Raw genomic sequence first — 19,415 nt, forward strand, 5'->3', positions numbered from 1 at the left:
AAAACCATGATCAACTATAAACCGATTGCTGAAACCAATAATTTTATTGTCTTAGACAAATATTGCAAAGAATGGCAAGCGGTGGACAGCTACCAAAGCGAAGGGGATTTAGAGCGAGAGCTGATTCAAGACTTGGTTAATCAAGGTTATGAATATCTACCTGCTTTAAACAATGCTCAAGCAATGCTAGTCAATGTACGTGAGCAACTGCAAGTATTGAATGGCGTACAGTTTTTAGATGGTGAATGGTTGCGTTTTGTTGAAACTTATTTGGATAGACCAAGCGACAGTATTATAGATAAAACCCGCAAAATTCATGATGATTATATTCATGATTTTGTCTTTGACGATGGACGTATTCAAAACATCTATCTGCTAGATAAAAAGAACATAGCTCGTAATAAAGTGCAGGTGATTAAACAGTTTGAACAAAAAGGCAGTCATGCAAACCGTTACGATGTCACCATTTTGGTCAATGGCTTACCATTGGTGCAGATCGAACTCAAAAAACGGGGCATTGCCATTCGTGAAGCCTTTAATCAGGTACACCGTTATAGTAAGGAAAGCTTTAATAGTGAAAACTCCTTGTATAAGTACCTACAGTTGTTTGTGATTTCCAATGGCACCGATAGCCGTTATTTTGCCAATACTACAGCACGTAATAAAAACACATTTGATTTCACCATGAACTGGGCGAAAGCAGATAACAGTTTGATTAAAGATTTAAAAGATTTTACTGCGACTTTCTTTCAAAAAAATACTTTACTGAATGTGCTGTTGCATTACTCAGTGTTTGATGTCAGTGATACTTTATTGGTGATGCGCCCTTACCAAATTGCTGCAACTGAACGCATTTTGTGGAAAGTCAAAAGTTCGTATCAGGCGAAAAGCTGGAGCAAAACGGAAAGTGGCGGTTTTATTTGGCATACCACAGGCTCAGGTAAAACTTTAACAAGCTTCAAAGCCGCACGTTTGGCAACTGAGCTAGATTTTATTGAGAAGGTTTTTTTTGTGGTGGATCGTAAAGATCTCGATTATCAGACCATGAAAGAATACCAACGTTTTTCGCCTGATAGCGTCAATGGTTCGGACAGTACCGCAGGTTTAAAAGCAAATCTGTATAAAGATGATAATAAAATTATTGTCACTACCATCCAAAAGCTAAACAATCTGATGAAAAGTGAAGCTGACTTGCCAATTTATAATAAGCAAGTGGTATTTATTTTTGATGAATGTCACCGTAGCCAGTTTGGTGAAGCGCAGAAGAATCTGAAAAAGAAGTTTAAAAAGTACTATCAGTTTGGTTTTACAGGCACGCCCATTTTTCCGCAAAATGCGCTGAGTGCCGAAACCACGGCGAGCGTGTTTGGTCGTGAACTACATGCTTATGTTATCACTGATGCAATCCGTGATGAAAAAGTGCTGAAGTTTAAAGTGGATTACAACGATGTACGTCCACAATTTAAAGCGATTGAAACTGAACAGGATGAGAAAAAGCTCACAGCAGCGGAAAACAAACAAGCCTTATTGCATCCTGATCGTATTCGTCAGATTAGCCAGTACATCCTGAATAATTTCCGCCAGAAAACTCACCGCCTGCAAGCAAGCAGTAAAGGTTTTAATGCGATGTTTGCCGTTAGCAGTGTAGAGGCAGCAAAGCTGTATTATGAATCGTTGAATGACTTACAGAAAAATAATGATAAACCGTTAAAAATTGCCACGATATTTTCCTTTGCAGCCAATGAAGAACAAGATGCTGTAGGTGATATTCAAGATGAAAGTTTTGATGTCTCAGCCATGAACAGCAGCGCAAAAGAGTTTTTAAATGCGGCAATTGTTGACTATAACAGTTTGTTTAAAACTAACTTTAGTGTGGATAGTAAGGGTTTTCAAAATTATTATCGTGATTTAGCCAAACAAGTAAAAGCTAAAGAAATAGACTTGCTCATTGTGGTCGGTATGTTTTTAACTGGTTTTGATGCACCAACATTGAATACATTGTTTGTTGATAAAAACTTACGTTATCACGGTTTGATGCAGGCTTATTCACGTACCAACCGTATTTATAATGCGACTAAAACCTTTGGCAATATCGTTACCTTCCGTGATTTAGAGCAAGCAACCATTGATGCGATTACCTTGTTTGGTGATACAAATACTAAAAACGTGGTGCTCGAAAAAAGTTACACGGAATACATGCAAGGCTTTACAGATGTTGTTACAGGTGAAGCACGTCGGGGCTTTGTAGATGTGGTAACAGAATTAGAGCAGCGCTTTCCAAATCCTGATGCAATTTTCAAAGAATCAGACAAGAAAGCTTTTGCGAAACTCTTTGGTGAATATTTGCGTGTCGAAAATGTGCTGCAAAACTATGATGAATATGCCAGTTTAAAAGAACTACAAACCGTGGATATGAATGACTCTGAGGCAGTGGAAGCATTCAAGAATAAGTATTACTTAAGTGATGAGAGCCTGACTGCGCTACAAAGCATCCAAATGCCTGCTGAGCGGAAAATTCAAGATTACCGATCTACTTATAACGATATCCGTGACTGGATACGTCGGGAGAAGTCGGCAGAACAAAAAGAAAAATCAAGCATTGATTGGAATGATGTGGTTTTTGAAGTGGACTTGCTCAAATCACAAGAAATCAATTTAGATTACATTCTAGAGCTAATTTTTGAGAACAATAAAAAAGTGAAGGATAAAGCCTCACTGGTTGAAGATGTACGTCGCGTGATTCGTGCCAGCATTGGCAATCGTGCCAAAGAAAGTTTGTTGGTCGATTTTATTAATCAAACTGATTTAGATCAGATTGGTGATAAGGCCAGTGTGATAGATGCTTTTTTTACTTTTGCTCAAGTAGAGCAACAGCGTGAAGTAAAAGAGTTGATCGATGATGAGAAGTTGAATGAAGATGCAGCGAGACGTTATATTGCGACCTCGCTGAAACGGGAATTTGCCAGTGATAATGGCACTGAGCTCAATGCTATTCTGCCTAAAATGAGTCCATTAAACCCACAATACTTAACCAAAAAGCAGAGCATTTTTCAAAAAATAGCAGCGCTGGTTGAAAAGTTTAAAGGGGTTGGAGGGAGTATTTAACATGATATATCAAGAGCTTAAAATTTCTAATTTATCAGTTGTTTATATGGGGAATATATAAAAATTCTCGCTACCTTTTATGGATAAAATACCCCCCTGATTTAACAGGGGGGATTTTTAGTTTCGTGAGAATTTAATGATCTCCGAAGATTTGCTTGATTGCGTTGAACTTTCAAGTTGATTCAATTTGATGGTTGTGGGCTTCATATTAATTATTTGACCAAAATCATCATCTAGGAAGCCTTTAGGTAATCCCGCTAACTGTTCTAAATGTTTTTTTAGACCAAATTTATCAATAATATTAGCTTTATCGAATCCTCCTTGTTCAAGCAACATCTTGATCGTATTTTTAAGTAGATTAGGCGTAAGCGTCCGCTGAACACACCTTATGAATTCATCCTATAAGCCTTAATTTAGTCCCCACTTAGAAACAAGTGGGGACTTAAATTTATGACTACAAATAATCAGACATCCATCGCATCTCTTGCGAAAAAACGAAGAACATACAGTCCTGAATTTAAACAGCAGATCGTTCAGGCTTGTAAAGCACCGGACGTTTCAATTGCTTCAGTCGCGTTGCAACATGGATTGAATACAAATCTTGTATCCAAATGGATTCGCTTAATTGATGCTAAGCCAGGGAGTGATCGCTCACCACTACCGAATAAACCTGCATTTATTGCCTTATCTTGCTCTGCACCATTAGATCCTACTCCTACTGACATGTTAAAAGTTCAAATTACTTTACCCAACTCAAAAGCAGAAATTGGCTTGAAATGGCAAGTATCAGAAATATCTGCTTTAGCAGAATTACTCAAGGCACTTGCAACATGATCCGCATTGATGAAATCTGGTTGTCTACTCAGCCCATGGACATGCGTGCAGGAATGGATACTGCCATGGCTCAGGTGGTGAGAGCCTTTGGCTACATCAAACCGCATTGTGCTTACCTGTTCTGTAATAAACGTGGCCATCGCATGAAAGTGCTGGTACATGATGGACTGGGCATCTGGCTGTGTGCCCGGCGGCTGGAACAGGGTAAATTTCACAGGGCTCAGATTCACCAGGGTGAAAGCGTAGCCCTCAGTCCAGAACAGTTACAGGCACTCATTCAGGGTTTGCCCTGGCAGAGCATTGGACGACAGCAAGTGGTCACAATGCTCTAAACTAGGCTGCTACATTCTACTATTCTCCAAACGTTCTATTTCCTCTGCGTCATGACCTCAGGCATACTGCGGTCATGAATACACTGCCTGACTTAAGCCAACTGACCCATGAACAACTGCTGGAATTTACCCTGCAGTTGGCGATGCAGCATCAGTCTCTGGCACAATCAAATCAAGAATTAGAAAAATCAAACCAGCAATTGGATGCCAAAGTTCAGCATCTTTCTATTCTCAATCGGCTTTGTTGCACAAAGCTATTCTTGAAGGCTTCTTCAGTAATATAATTTCCAGATGAAGAAGCCTACACCTAAAATCTATCGTACAACCAATTGGTCCTCGTATAACCAAGCTTTAATCAAGCGAGGAAATATTTCAATCTGGTTTGATCCTAAGACGCAATGGTATGCACAACCACAAGGCAAGCAAGGACGAAATCAAACTTATTCCGATACAGCGATTCAATGCTGTTTAATGATCAAATCTCTATTCCGTCTTTCTTTACGTATGGTTACTGGCTTTGTTCAAAGCCTGATTAAACTCTGTGGCTTGAATTGGACAGCACCAGATTACTCCACCCTTTGTAGACGACAAAAGCATATTGATATTTCGATTTGCTATCAAAGAAGTAGTGGTGGACTCCATCTACTGATTGACTCTACTGGTTTGAAATTCTTAGGTGAAGGTGAGTGGAAACGTAAGAAACATCAGCCTGAATATCGTCGACAATGGCGTAAATTACATATTGGTATCGATGCTGAAACCCTGCAAATACGTGCTGTTCAGCTTACTACAAACAACGTCAGTGATTCTCAGGTACTCGGTGATTTACTTAATCAGATTCCACCAGATGAACCAATCGATTCCGTTTATACTGATGGAGCTTATGATACGAAACAATGTCGAGAAGTGATTTCCGATCGGCAAGCTCATACAGTAATCCCACCCAGAAAAAATGCTAAACCTGGGAAAGATACAAAGATTAGCTCGCTGGAACGCAATGAACTGCTTCGAACAGTTAAACATTTGGGCAGGGCTATATGGAAAAACTGGTCTGGCTATCATCACCGAAGTTTGGTCGAAACTAAGATGCATTGCATCAAATTATTAGGCGATAAACTCAGTGCTAGGAACTTTCAAAGCCAAGTCAATGAGGTACATGCCCGTATAGCTATTTTAAATAAATTTACAGAATTAGGCCGACCTCATACTCAAGTTGTCACTTAAATTTGAGGCGCCTAGGAGAACTTTGCCTTTAAATCCTTTATGCAACAAAGCCGTGTAGTGAAGAAACGTGAGTTTGGAAGTCATATTCCAACTTTAGTCGATATTTTTGTGATTATTGAAGTGGATGAAAATTGATTCCACTTCAACCCTATAATGCAAATAGCCTTTAAAATAAAATGTTTTACATCCTTAATTCAAATGATTATGATTCACATTAATATTTACATATACAATAATGAGGATAAAAATGCGTCTGTCAAAACTCAGTCTGTGCCTAATGACAACCATGATGAATGGCTATTTGTATGCAGATGACAGCACATCAAGTATAGATTCTCGATCAAAGTCAGATAACAATGTTGTTCAACTTCCCGCTATCGTGGGAACCGCAACTCGAACACCAAAAAGTATTGCTGAAATTGCAGGAACTGTGCAAACCATTAGTGGACAAGAAGTCGCGCAACAATCTGGAGCAGGAAGAAAAGTTTCAGATATTTTAGCACAATTGGTTCCATCACTAGCGCCAAGTAGCGGAAATACCAGTAATTATGGTCAAACTATGCGTGGACGTAATGTCTTGGTCATGATTGATGGTGTATCACAAACGGGTTCGCGTGATGTTGCACGGCAGCTGAACAGTATTAGTCCAGATATGATTGACCATATTGAAGTTGTGTCTGGTGCGACCAGTATTTATGGTTCTGGAGCAACGGGTGGGATTATCAATATCATTACTAAACGAGCGGATAAATCAAAACCGTTAAGTTTTCAAAGTAAAGTTGGGATCACGTCTGCAAATAATTTTCGTGGTGATGGTTTAGCTTATCAATTGGGGCAAGCAGCTTCATTTGCGACAGATAAAGTAGATGGCTTTTTAGGTGTGGATTATACAAATACTGGGTCCCAGTTTGATGGAAATGATGATCGTATTTCGTTAAGTCCATGGCAAGGTAGTACCATGGATACTGAAACCATTGATATTAATGGGCGTTTAAATTTTAATTTGACCGATACGCAAAGTTTGAGCTTTGGGGCACAGTATTATAAAGATAAACAAGATACAGATTATGGACCTGATTATTCTTATTTAAAAACAGGTGGTTTTCCATCATATAAAGCAATAAAAGGTTGGAGTGTGCCAAATCAACCTTTTACTGAGCGTTATCTATTTAATACTCAATACCAAAATCAGGATTTTTTAGGTCAAACATTGAATGTTGATGCTTATTATCGAAATGAAAAATCTCGTTTTATACCATACGGATACTCAAAAGATGGAACTGATTTAAAGCAAAGTCAGTCAAATGTAGATTATGCAGGCATTCGTTCAACGATGCAGTCTGATTTGAAAGTGGCTGCGCGTGATTTGAAACTGACTTATGGTATTGATTATGATTGGGAAAAAGATCATCAATGGGCTGATTTATTAAAACCAAGTCAAAATGGTTTAGTGTATACGCCTACGGGTAAAACTCAGGGGCAGGGACCAAATACTCAAATTCAAAATATCGGAGCTTTCCTACAAGGCGATTACACTTTAACTGACCGTTTAAATGTTCAGGCAGGTATGCGTTATCAATATGTTCAAGCGGATACAGATAGTTATTTGACTGCGCGTAATCCAGTGACATTGATGTCATCAGATTCGACTGATTCAGATAAATTTTTGTTTAATTTAGGCGCTGTATACAAACTAACAGATGCACAGCAAATTTATGCAAATTTCTCACAAGGCTTTAGTTATCCTGATGTGCAACGTGTTTTGCGTGATGTTGCTGCCTATACTTTAACAACATCAGGAATTGAACCCATTACAGTCAATAGTTATGAACTTGGATGGCGTTTAAATCCTGAAAATGGTCTAAATCTAGGTTTAACTGGTTTCTATAATACTTCTGATAAAGTTGTCCAATTTAACTCAGACCGCTCTGTCAATATTGTGGATACAGACCAACGTATTTATGGTGCTGAAGCAACGGCAAGCTATCCATTTATGAAGCATTATAAAGTGGGTGGAACATTGGCATATACCCGTGGGCAATATAAAGATGCTGCAAATAGTTGGCACGAGTTGAATGCATTCACCATCTCTCCAATGAAAGGCACACTTTTCGCAGAATGGGACAACAATGAGGGTTACGGTATTCGAGTTCAGGCTCAAGCTGTAGGAGGTACAGATAAAGCCTATAAAGATGATCAAAAATTGGCTGCACTTGCGAAAACAAATAATAATCCAGCACTTGTGACAGCGATTAAAAATGACAGTAATAGTGCTGCAAACATCAAAGGTTACGCAACGATGGATGTGTTAGCACATTTCCCATTGGCAAAAGGACGGGTTGATTTTGGTGTTTATAACCTTTGGGCAAGCCAATATAAAACCGTATTTGCCCAGCAAGCAAGTGTAACAAATGCAAATCCATTACTGTCTATTCCTGCACAAGGACGGACATTTGCAGTGAGTTATACGAGAAATTATTAAGTGAAAGATCAGTTGTTTAGAATTAGAAATAGTTGGTGATTTAAAACTTTAATATCTGAGTATTATGTTTACATTTTTAGTGATAAGCATAATACTCATTGATTTGAATTCATATTGTTATTATCAGCCTCTATGCTTAATTGTCTCACTAAAATTTGATAACTGCTATATTGTTTTATTTTTAAATTAAATTAATATTCAATTATTTATCTTGAAGTATTGTCTGATTTGATAAAACGAAAAATAAATTAGGGATTGCCATATTATTGATACAAGTTATAAAAAGATTAAATTCTTTTTTACATTTATTTAATTGAGAAATGCGATGATTTATTAGAGAGCATATGAGAGTGCTAGATTTACTCGAAATTACAAAAAACTTAGTAGATTTTTATTATATAATGTCAATAAGCATTGAAAATTGACCACTAAAATAGCGTGAAAATTTGATCAGTTATTTTGCTTCTTTTTACTCTGTTTATAGCACCAAGAGTCATTACCAGTTTAGTAATAAGAGCACAGAAGCGTGCTTTTATTACTATATATTAAAAACTTAGTGGAATACTGTTTCCAAAGCTTTCAAACCAACTTTTGGGTCAAGTAGACCATTGTAAATTTCAGGGATTTCACGTTCCACCCCAAAGAATTCATAAATGGTAAGCATCGCCCCACGAACTGAATATTCCACAGTAAAGACCACGTCATCTTCAATTTCCACAAACTGTCCAAGGAAAGCAAAGTTTTGCGAGCCTTGCGGAATCACTTGCGGACGATCTCCCGGTTTACGGCAGGCAAACAGGGCAGAAGCATAAGGCATCATGGCAGTGGTAACATCAGTCGTTGCCAAAACATGATCTAAAATGTCGTCAAAACCGAGTTGTTTAATCAGCTCTGATAGAATTTCATGTCCTGTAGCTTCAGACATTGGTTTCTTGATGTAATTACCTATATGGTCAATTTGGAAACCGTAGCCCCACAAGGTATATAAACCTTCAGGTAAGTCGGCAAAGTGTGGCTGTGCGGGAACTACGATGGATAAATGCCAACCCGACTCGTACCAAGTCATCAGTGCGCCTGTACCCGGTTCATTGCCTGTATAGTCAATAATACGTTTAAGTAGCACGTCATCTTTCATGGTCAGAGTAAATGACTCCCATTTATGTTCATCAACATTGCCATAAAAAGTCATTGGACGGCCAAAGTCTGGGGCTTTTTGTGCCAGAGTTTCCCAAAGCGTCCAGCCATGATCTTCTCGATTGCGAATGAGGGCAGGTACGTCATGATTACCACCATAACGTGAGTCTGCGGTAATAGAGCCTAAAGTGAAAATGGCTAAATCATTGGCTTTCAGATTAATTTGATCTGTGCCTTCAGGCAATTGTACATATAGGCGCGAGGCATGGCGCTCTTGGGTTTCAGCATTGGTAATGAAGTCTGCATCTGTGACATAGTGTCCAAAACGCACATCGACACCTTGTGCGACTAGCCAATGCTGTAGAGGTAGAATCATTGAATCATATTGGTTGTACTTGGTGCGTTTCACACCTGCTAAAGTATGAATGCGCGGTAGTTCTTGAATAAAACGTAAGAAATAGCGTCTTAACTCTGCTGCACTGTGCCATTTTTGAAAAGCGAAGGTCGTGCGCCACATGCGCCAGAAATTGGTTTCAAAAAAAGCCTCATCAAAAAACTCATCAATGCGACGACTACCAATTTTCTCTTCTTTTGAAGCCAATAAGCGGAGCATTTGTGCACGATGTAGCGTATTCAGCCCAAGCTTTGCTGCATCGGTAATGACATGTTGGGCGTCAATTAAACGCGCGTTGGCATGGGTTTTCACCTTTTCATTAAACTCATGACACTCTTCACGCACCGAAATGTCTGGGTTTTCCAAAGATGGAATGCTGGAAAATAAATCCCATAGGCATAGATACGTTTCATCGGTGAGCATCCGTCCGCCACGTGTCACCCAAGCTTGTGCGGCATGCGGGGTATGTCCACCGTCCATCGAGCCACCTGAAATATCGAGTTCTTCTAAAATATGGATATTTTTGGCAGGAACTTTGGCATCACGGATTGCAAATGCAGCAGCAGCCATACCTGCGATACCACCACCAATAATCCAAAGATGAGACTGTTGTGCGTCTAATGGGGTACGTTTCTTCTTTTGCATGGTTCACCTTTAATAATGATGTTAAAAACTATGAAGTAAAAATTGTGATTTAGTAAAACCTTAAAAATAGTATGTCTTTTTATATATGAAAAATGTATGAAATGGAAAGCAATTTACTCATTATATTTTATAATCAAAAAAATATAAGTAATGGTTATTTTTAATACACATTTGTATTTTTATTAAAACAAAGTATAATTTAAATTATTGATTATATTGTTTTTATAGAGTAATCACTCTATTTCAATCATATTTTTTGTATATAAAGAATGTGCTTTAAAATAAGCTTTCTTTTGTCATTTAAAAGATATAAATATATGGTCCATATATTGAAATATAAACGTGAAAATTACTTAATAAAGTGAATATCGTAGCAACCTTGTTTTGCATAAAATCTTTACTGATCAGATATTTTTAAACCACAAAGCGCAAAAGATGTAAATAATATGCTTCTAAGTCCAATTCTAGGAAAACTATGAAATTGGAATTAAAGGTAATATTTCGATCAAAGGCTTATTGCAGGAATCACTTTATTTAGAATTGAACAAAATAATGTTGCTGAAGATACAGGATTAATCAATTAAGTGGGAAATCCTATTTATGAAGGGCTTTGTAGCACAAACATCTCAAAGGTACATTTCACTTAATCCTACCAAACTCAAGGTCCAACTTGAGTTTTTTTGTGGGGGCAAATTCCGTAAATTAATTTAAAATAGGCTCTCGTGCATGGATTTCATTAACTTACCTTGAAAGTTTCTTGAACTAAGCCTATCACCTAATAATTTTATGCAATGCATCTTGGTTTCTAGCAAACTTTGACGATGATTGCCTGACCAGTTTTTCCAAAGATAAATGGTACTTTGAACAAAGTCATTGATCAGACCGTCAATACAATCGAAATATAGATTTAATCATTAAAACAGCATTGAACAGGCGTATCAGAATATGTTTGATTTCGACCATGCTTGCCTTGTGGCTGAGCATACCATTGAGTCTCAGGATCAAACCAAATTAAGATATTTCCTCGATTTATTAATGCTCGATTATAAGAGGACCAATTGGTTGTACGATATTTTTTTAGTTGTAGACTTATTCATCTGAGAATTATATTGCTGAATAAGCCCTTAGTGTATATTCCCTCGAAATGCACCACTCATTCTTATTAAGCAAGTTACACTAGATGCAATGAAATGTTCCACTTCAAATACTTTGCTTTAGTTAAATTCAAGATAGTGAGCAAAAATATGCTTCGTATTTGTTGAAGAATTACGAAGCAGCTTGTTTTAAAACTTCTACTTCTACTTCTACTTCTACTTCTACTTCTACTCTTGGGCTTTTTGACTAAAAAGTATGGAATTTATAGAGCCTGTAAATTATTTAGTGTAAGTTCCATTTTTTATAAATGATCTTTTAATCGATCATCGAACTGAATCGTAAACCAATTCATCGCTAAACGCCAATTTTGAATTGGCATTGTCCATTTCTTGGCAGCATTGGTTGTTGCTAAGTAAATGACTTTCTTGACTGAATCATCAGAAGAGAAGATCTTTCGTTTCTTGGTTAAATGGCGGATCACGCTATTCAACGATTCAATCGCATTCGTTGTATAAATCGCATGGCGTATTTCAGCTGGATAGCTAAATATTGTACGGATATTTTCCCAATTGGTTCTCCAGGATTCTCCAATTTTCGGATATTGATGATTCCATTGATCACAGAAGATATCTAGAGATTTTAAGGCATTTTCTTCTGTACTTGCCTGATAGATCGCTTTAAGACCAGCTGTAACAGCCTTGTAGTCTTTCCAGCTTACAAATCTCAGACTATTGCGTACAACATGCACGATACACAGCTGAATGTCCGTGTGAAGATAAACAGAGGCAATCGCGTCAGGAAAGCCTTTTAACCCATCTACACAGGCAACAAGAATGTCCTGTACCCCTCGATTTTTGAGTTCTGTCATGACGGATAGCCAGAATTTGGCACCTTCTGTCTGGGCAATCCACATACCGAGTAATTCTTTTTGCCCATCCATATTGATGCCCAAAGCAAGGTATACAAACTTGTTAATTACATTGGAGTGTTGACGGACTTTTACAACGATACAGTTGAGATAGACGACTGGATACAGACTATCTAATGCTCTATTTTGCCACTCAGTCACTTACTCAATCACAGCATCGGTAACTTTGCTTATGAGTGATGCTGAGACATCTGCATCGTACATTTCTTTGAAGAATGCGACAATTTCTCTATTGGTCATTCCTTTTGCATACAGTGAAAGGATTTGGTCATCCATACTGGTAATGCGCGTTTGATGCTTCTTGATAATTTGTGGCTCAAATGAACCGTCTCGATCACGGGGAATATCTAAAGCCAGTTGCCCATCTTGAGTTGAAACGGTTTTAGAGCTAAAACCATTTCGGCTGTTTGAGCCTTTCTTGGGCTGATGCTTTTCGTAACCAAGATGATCTGAAAGCTCTGTATTGAGTGCAGTTTCAATCATGAACTTTTTAAATATGGCTGTCATTTGGTTTAAGTCTTCTGGTGTTTTTAAACCCTTAGCCAATTCAGCAGCCATACTTTTGATTGTTGCTTCATCCATGTGAAGTACCTTTTGTAATTATCCTTTTCAGGATAAATGAAAATTAAGTACTTACACAAAATTTAGAACAGTCCCCATTTTAAAATTGATAAATTTATAGAAATCAAAGATTCTGAAGATAACAACTCTTGACTGTATATACATGGTATGGCATATTTGTGATAGATTGGCCATTTATGTATTCAACCGCCTCAAAACAGTTTCAATTTCCTACCCACCGACTCCAATACGTGGGTATTTTTTATTATCAGTTTCAATACTTACTTTAAGCTAAGATTGGGTAAGTATCTTTTTATTCAGTTTATATACCCACAATTACCCCATATTATGGGTATTTTTTTGCATAAAGAAGTTGAAAATATTAATTTTTTAGGTCAATATGAGAAACTTTCTCAGTTGAGGTTTAATTGTGAATTTGTTGACGGCTCGGAAAGACGAGTAGAAGCTCACAGAAATGTGGGCTTTTTGCATTAATAGTAAGCGAATGTATATTATCCAACACAAAATCAGAATTTGTGGTAAGGTGACTTTGATCGAATCCGTATGCAAAACGGTGGTGTTTGAATTGTTATTTGGAATAGCGTATTCCCTTCAAAAAGATTTAAATTCAAACAGATGACGCTTAGCATGATTTTGCAACATGCCGATCAGGGAGCCCACAATGAACTTTGTAGGGTTCTCTAATATTAATAGTATGCTGATGTAAAATGTAAATTGTAGGCGAGAGCCTCTTCCTATCAGATTAATTCCTCTCTCTAAGTCTTAATAGTTAGTTATTACCTTGTTTTACAAAAGCTCAATCAAATGAGTGAAAATGAATATTTTAAATGGCTGGATGACAGCTATCGCTACAAATGGCGAAAAGATCCGAGTGAAAATCTCACCTTTAAATCGTAAACAGAACAATTTAGATGGCGTAACTTGGGTTGAAGTGGGTAAGCAAATTCAAGTTGAATCAGGTGAATTTTTTCAGTTTAACTTGGATGGAAAGTCCTTTTATGCAGGTCAAAATAATTTGTATAGATTAATTTGATTATTTAAAAAAAACTCATCTCAGATGAGTTTTTTTGATCAAATATTATCCTGTGAAAATCTTGACATGAGCAATTTTTTGAAGAAAATATATTTTAAATTAATTCGATTGGCAGCTCGGAAAGACGGGCACAAATTCAAGTTTGTATACCTACAGTGGATGTAGGTATTTTTTATCTAAATTATGATTTAACTTTATACATATTATCAATAAATATAATGACTAATGTGGTTTAAAGAGCATATACTTAAAAAAAATAGGTAGGTGCCTGGTATGCTTTTAAAATTCACATTTAAATTTTTAAGTATCTTTATTTCTGTATTAATCTTAGGTGCAATTTTTATCAAAGCATTTTTTAATAATGCACCAATTGAATACTGGATATTATTAATACCAATATGTTTTGGTTTACCAATAATTGCATCAGTACTTCTAACGAGGAATGAAATTTTAGAATTAGAATAAAAATTTTAGAGGTATTATGGGTAATAGTTGGATTAATTTAATATTCTAATGCTGATTTAGTATTAAGCTCATCAATCTTTTAAAGCTCACGTTCAGTGGGCTTTTTTGATAAGTGTGAAAAAGTGAATAATGAAAATAAATAACGACTAGGTGGACAATAAGAAAAATTAAGAATTTTCGAGATTTATACGTAATGAGCTGGCATGAAATTTATGAAGCAGTGATTAAGATTTGGGACAATATTCAGTATTTCTTACGGGCTTACTGGGAGCTTCTGTTGTGACTAACTGCTTCTGTTAATATAGCCATGATCTGGCTGTCAGTAAATTTAGATGTTTTGGTAATCAGCCTTTAGATATAGGTTTGAGCAACAATGTCATTGGTTGAACAAAAATGCAGAAAATAATTCGTTTAGAAGATATTCAAATTGCCAATAGTTATAGTGGTATTTTAAATTAAATAAAGGACTTATTAATACATGATGTAGACTTAACTAGAACTGAAAAGGGGAGTACGTCTAGCTTTTATTTCGATTTATCCTGATGTAGAGAAATTTTTCGACTACGATTGGCGTAATAAATACAACTCTGAATTTACGGAAGAGCTTACTAAACGTGAAAAAAATTTATTACGAAGATTGATGCAAAGAAAAAATGTTGGTGAACTCATAATTGAGCAGAGGGACTCAAAAAAATACTTTTTTAAATTTCATGGTGGTCCATACTTTTCCTCTACAAAAGGTCGTTCAAAGATAAAAGGAATCGGTCTAAATCGTTTTATTGGATCACAAAAAATTAGAAGTCAGGAATAGGCACAAAAATAGTAACTTAATTTAGAACAGTCCCATTTTTTCTAGTTTCCTTTTTAACGAATGCTGTCTAGTAAAAAGTGAGTACTACAAAACTCAGCCCAGTCTGCCATAAGTGCTTTACGTTTTTCAAGATAGGCTCCACGTAAATAGGCGGCTTCAACTTCATCAGGTAATTTATGGGCAAGTACATGCTCACAAACTTCTCTAGGGTAATCCGTCTTATCGGCTGACCAATCACGAAAAGTAGAGCGGAAACCATGTGTTGTAATTACTCGGTTTTGTTTAGGATCAATATAGCCTAAGCCATTTTCTTTAAGTTTTTGTTCATGCATACGTTTAATTAATGCTGTTAGTGACATATCAGAAAGCATGCCACCACCACGCGGAGCTGGGAAGATAAAATCCTGAGGTTGGGTATAGGATTTAATGGATTTAAGCAAGGTGATGGCTTCTTGGGATAAGGGAACACGATGTTCCTTATCCGCTTTCATACGCTCTTTAGGTATAGTCCAAACTTTAGATTCAAAATCAATTTCTTGCCATTTAGCACCAAAGATTTCACCAGAGCGACATGCCGTTAAAATTGCAAATTCTAAAGCTTTGGGTGAAATGCTATCTTTCTGACGCAGATGCTGAACAAATTCTGCTACCTGATCATAGGGTAAAGAAGGGTGAGGGCGTGATATCTGTTTTAAATTACCTAGAATAGGTTCAAGATTACCTTTCCATTCAGCAGGGTTATCACCGACAAAATACTCCATAGCCTTTGCATAATCAAAAATAGTCTCAATACGACCACGAATACGTTTAGCTGTTTCGTTCTTCTCAGCCCAAATGGGTTCCAAAACTTTGGCAATATCTACTTTATTAATAGAGCCAATCACACGGTCACCTAAAATAGGGTAGATATAAGTTTCTAACGTGGTCGACCATTGAGCAATATGTTTCTGATTTTTCAACTCACGTGATTTATTGGCAATTACAATCTGAGCACATTCACGGAAAGTACGATTACGAAGTTTTTGAATACGTAAAGCTTGAAGTTGATCTTGTTTTTGTTTGATAGGGTCATTCCCATTTCGGATTTGGGCTTTCATTTCATGAGCTTTAGCCCTTGCTTCGGCTAGTGACACTTCTGGGTAAGAGCCCAATCCAATATCACGGCGATGAAGTTGCTGTTTGCCATTTTCATCAAAGCGCTGACCTACAACAACACGTAGAACCCAAGCACGAGAGTCGTTGACAATACGCAGGTGCAAACCATTGACACCGCCTACAGCATGCCTTCCATTTCCTTTGATTTTTGCTACACTGAGCGCAGAGAGTTCTTTGGCTTTCTTAGGCATAGGCTTGTTCTTGTCCCACATAAAAACCCACATAGAATACTGGAAATGATTGGGTTTGGCAAGACGTGGTTAGATTAACATTTACATAAGTTATTGAAAAATAGATTTATGTTGGATTGGGTTGGACGGCATAATACAGGTGTTATACGGACACCGCTTCCGCCATATTCTTAAAAAAGCCCTTGTTTTTACAAGGGCTTTTTTATTATTTAAGCATCAACAGTATAAGTTGATCATTATGTATAATAAAAACGTGTATTTTCAAACAAAGCTAAACATGTATATATCATCATCACCTTAGCTTTAAAGCTTATGCCCGATTAGGATTTATGAAGTAATATTTGATTCAATAATATAGAAATACTCTGTCAAATTATGCGGTAGAAAATAAAACAAAATAATGCCTAAAACCCTGAGAATGAAACCTAGGTGTGTGGAGTTGTATTCACTTGCTTTGCTAAATTAGCTATATATCTTCAAAGAGTTATCAGTATTTTTATTTTCAAAGCCAAATTTTTATTTGGCTTTTTTTGTCTGATTAAAATAAAAGATTGTTTATTGCATGCAACATGCTAGTATAATTATTAAGCAAATATACATAACGAAGTTTCGAGTTTATTTCATTTGGGATCAAGCTTTTTATATGAAATGAACATCTCATGTAAGGGAAAAAGAAATCAGATCAAAAGGGAAGATATGAATAAATACGACAGTTCTCATCATAGACTTATCAGTTCGGAACATCTTGAATATTGTTTAGCACCATTAAAGCAATTTCAGGACATTGCTTTTACTGTTCCAGATGGTGCTTGTGATACACATGCACATGTTGTCGCTAATGATATGAAAAGCTATCCAATGGTCGAAAATCGCAGTTATACGCCACATCCTGCAACTGAGTCAGATTATTTGAATATGCTTGATCAAACTCAAATGACACGTGGCGTATTGGTTCAAATTAGTGTGTACGGTACAGACAATCGTTACATGCTTGAAGTGCTATCCCGCCATCCCGATCGTTTGCGTGGCATCGCCGTGGTTGATGCTGATATTTCTGAAAATGAGTTATTGAAAATGCATGAATTGGGCGTAAGAGGATTGCGGATCAATGTGCTATTTGGTGGTGGAATTGGCTTTGATGCGATGGAGCGATTGGCAGCTAAAATCAAACCTTTGGGATGGCATATGCAGTTTTTGATGAATGCTGCTGATATTCCTGAATTGATGCCTCGTTTAAAAAAATTACCTGTGATTGGTGTTGTTGATCATATGGGGCATACACCTGTTGCATCTGGACTAGAAAGTCCTGCTATGCAGGGATTGACTCATTTAATGCAGGAAAATGGTTGGTGGGTCAAATTATCTGGTGCTTATCGTATCAGTGAACATTTCCCTGATTTTCAAGATGTAAATGCTTGGGCAAAAAAGCTGTATATGACTGCACCGAAACAATGTGTTTGGGGGAGTGATTGGCCTCATGTGTCTTTAACTCAAATGCCTGATACTGGTGCCTTGCTCAATCAATTTCCAAACTGGCTCGTCCATCCCCAAGATATCGAGCAGGTTTTGGTTAAAAATCCACAACAACTCTATGGGTTTGCTGAACTTTACTAAGGAGAATAATGATGCGTTGGTATAAGGATTTGAACGCGACAGAAAAGAAAACCTTTGTAGGTGCATTTGGCGGTTGGGCAATTGATGCACTCGATTTTATGGTTTTTACCTTTGTTATTTCGACATTGATTACACTTTGGGGAATCGAAAAAAGCCAAGCAGGGATGCTTGGTACGGTGACCCTTTTATTTTCTGCGTTGGGTGGTTGGATTGCGGGAATTTTGGCTGATAAATATGGACGAGTACGTATTTTACAATACACCATTTTATGGTTTTCGGTATGTACTGTACTCATAGGATTCGCGCAAAATTTCGAGCAGTTATTTATACTTAGAGCATTGCAAGGCTTAGGCTTTGGTGGTGAATGGGCGGTTGGTTCTGTATTGATGGGAGAAATCGTTCGTTCAGAACATCGTGGAAAAGCAGTCGGTACTGTGCAAAGTGGTTGGGCAATTGGTTGGGGGATGGCTGCACTGTTGTATACCATTGCGTTTTCAGTATTACCGCCCGAAATCGCTTGGCGTTCAATGTTCTGGATTTGTGTACTTCCGGCATTTTTGGTGCTTTATATCCGTAAGCATGTTCCCGAGCCTGAGATTTTTAAACAAACCAAAGAAAAGGCAACGACAAAAGTAAGTTTTTGGGAAATATTTTCACCAAAACTTATTAAAAATACTGTACTTACTGCGATATTGTGTACTGGTGTTCAAGGCGGATACTATGCGATTACTACATGGTTACCGACTTATTTGAAGACGGAAAAAGGTTTATCCGTACTCAATACAGGTGGTTATCTTGGGGTGATTATTTTAGGTTCGTTCATTGGCTATATCACAGGTGCCTATATGACGGACCGCTTTGGGCGTAAAGCAAATTTATTGATTTTTTCAGTACTTTGTTGCCTCAGTGTTTATTTTTATACTCAATTCCAGCTCACCAATGAATTGATGCTGATTTTAGGTTTTCCGCTTGGTTTTGCAGCCTCTGGTATTTTTAGTGGATTAGGTGCGTATTTAACCGAGCTATTTCCAAATGAGCTTCGTGCCAATGGACAAGGTTTTGCATATAATTTTGGTCGAGGAATTGGGGCATTATTTCCAACATTAGTCGGCTTTTTAGCGCAAAAAAATGGTTTGGGGTGGGCTATCGGGGTTTTCGCTGGTGGGGCATATCTGGTGGTGATCGTGATTACTTTATTTTTACCAGAAACCAAAGGTCGGGATTTATTTGAAAATAATTCATAGCAGATGTTTAGTCGTGGATGAAATATTCTATGTCTAAGGCTTGCTAAACAAGGATAGATTATAGATAGAAGCTATTTATTAGATCTCATAAACATTTGTTGGACTGAGTGGATATTGTGATCCACCAGTCCAACGATTGACACGCTG

Annotated in this window: 11 protein-coding genes and 3 pseudogenes; 9 read left to right on the forward strand and 5 right to left on the reverse strand. The window is 37.2% G+C overall.

Going from position 1 to position 19,415, the window contains the following annotated elements; all coding sequences use genetic code 11:
* Positions 1-6 precede the first annotated feature (6 nt).
* Positions 7-3,105 (forward strand): HsdR family type I site-specific deoxyribonuclease, encoded by a 3,099-nt coding sequence (locus F960_RS10185; protein ID WP_004863608.1) that lies wholly within the window; start codon positions 7-9, stop codon positions 3,103-3,105.
* A 117-nt stretch (positions 3,106-3,222) separates the two neighbouring features.
* On the opposite strand, the gene F960_RS10190 is transcribed toward F960_RS10185, so the two are convergent.
* Positions 3,223-3,441, reverse strand: a complete 219-nt coding sequence (locus F960_RS10190) for a hypothetical protein (protein WP_004863610.1) — start codon at positions 3,439-3,441, stop codon at positions 3,223-3,225.
* A gap of 114 nt (positions 3,442-3,555) precedes the next feature.
* Between F960_RS10190 and tnpA the strand changes: the two genes are divergently transcribed.
* The 5 genes and pseudogenes from tnpA (at position 3,556) to F960_RS10215 (ending at position 7,977) form a co-directional block, all read left to right on the forward strand.
* Positions 3,556-3,939 (forward strand): IS66-like element accessory protein TnpA, encoded by a 384-nt coding sequence (tnpA, locus tag F960_RS10195; RefSeq protein ID WP_004863613.1) that lies wholly within the window; start codon positions 3,556-3,558, stop codon positions 3,937-3,939.
* Positions 3,936-4,271, forward strand: a complete 336-nt coding sequence (tnpB, locus tag F960_RS22360) for an IS66 family insertion sequence element accessory protein TnpB (protein WP_004863617.1) — start codon at positions 3,936-3,938, stop codon at positions 4,269-4,271. Before tnpA ends, tnpB begins: the two co-directional genes overlap by 4 nt.
* A gap of 74 nt (positions 4,272-4,345) precedes the next feature.
* Positions 4,346-4,528, forward strand: a pseudogene (locus F960_RS22365) (IS66 family transposase); the annotation flags it as partial.
* 34 nt (positions 4,529-4,562) lie between these two features.
* Positions 4,563-5,495 carry an IS5 family transposase gene (locus F960_RS10210; protein WP_004863622.1) on the forward strand — a complete coding sequence of 311 codons (933 nt, stop codon included), beginning with the start codon at positions 4,563-4,565 and terminating at the stop codon, positions 5,493-5,495.
* A 247-nt stretch (positions 5,496-5,742) separates the two neighbouring features.
* Positions 5,743-7,977, forward strand: coding sequence for a TonB-dependent receptor (locus F960_RS10215; protein ID WP_004863624.1), 2,235 nt, complete (start codon positions 5,743-5,745; stop codon positions 7,975-7,977).
* A 553-nt stretch (positions 7,978-8,530) separates the two neighbouring features.
* Here F960_RS10215 and F960_RS10220 read toward each other — a convergent pair.
* The 3 genes and pseudogenes from F960_RS10220 to F960_RS21845 form a co-directional block, all read right to left on the reverse strand.
* On the reverse strand, positions 8,531-10,150 hold the full coding sequence (locus F960_RS10220; protein ID WP_004863627.1) for an oleate hydratase: 1,620 nt from the start codon (positions 10,148-10,150) through the stop codon (positions 8,531-8,533).
* A gap of 891 nt (positions 10,151-11,041) precedes the next feature.
* Positions 11,042-11,247, reverse strand: a pseudogene (locus F960_RS23215) (transposase); the annotation flags it as partial.
* A gap of 299 nt (positions 11,248-11,546) precedes the next feature.
* A pseudogene (locus F960_RS21845) lies at positions 11,547-12,755 on the reverse strand (IS256 family transposase).
* Between the two features lie 814 nt (positions 12,756-13,569).
* On the opposite strand from F960_RS21845, the gene F960_RS10235 reads away from it, so the two are divergent.
* Entirely contained in the window at positions 13,570-13,788 is a 219-nt protein-coding gene (locus F960_RS10235) for a hypothetical protein (protein WP_004863638.1), read from the forward strand.
* A 1,329-nt stretch (positions 13,789-15,117) separates the two neighbouring features.
* Here the strand turns inward: F960_RS10235 and F960_RS10250 are convergent.
* Complete coding sequence (locus F960_RS10250; RefSeq protein WP_020846422.1) at positions 15,118-16,410, reverse strand: tyrosine-type recombinase/integrase; 1,293 nt, start codon at positions 16,408-16,410, stop codon at positions 15,118-15,120.
* 696 nt (positions 16,411-17,106) lie between these two features.
* Between F960_RS10250 and F960_RS10255 the strand changes: the two genes are divergently transcribed.
* Both F960_RS10255 and F960_RS10260 read left to right on the forward strand, forming a co-directional pair.
* Complete coding sequence (locus F960_RS10255; protein ID WP_004863645.1) at positions 17,107-18,024, forward strand: amidohydrolase family protein; 918 nt, start codon at positions 17,107-17,109, stop codon at positions 18,022-18,024.
* A gap of 11 nt (positions 18,025-18,035) precedes the next feature.
* Positions 18,036-19,268, forward strand: coding sequence for an MFS transporter (locus F960_RS10260; protein WP_004863647.1), 1,233 nt, complete (start codon positions 18,036-18,038; stop codon positions 19,266-19,268).
* Positions 19,269-19,415: the final 147 nt, after the last annotated feature.

Source organism: Acinetobacter gerneri DSM 14967 = CIP 107464 = MTCC 9824 (genome assembly GCF_000368565.1).
In the GTDB taxonomy this organism is placed as follows: domain Bacteria; phylum Pseudomonadota; class Gammaproteobacteria; order Pseudomonadales; family Moraxellaceae; genus Acinetobacter; species Acinetobacter gerneri.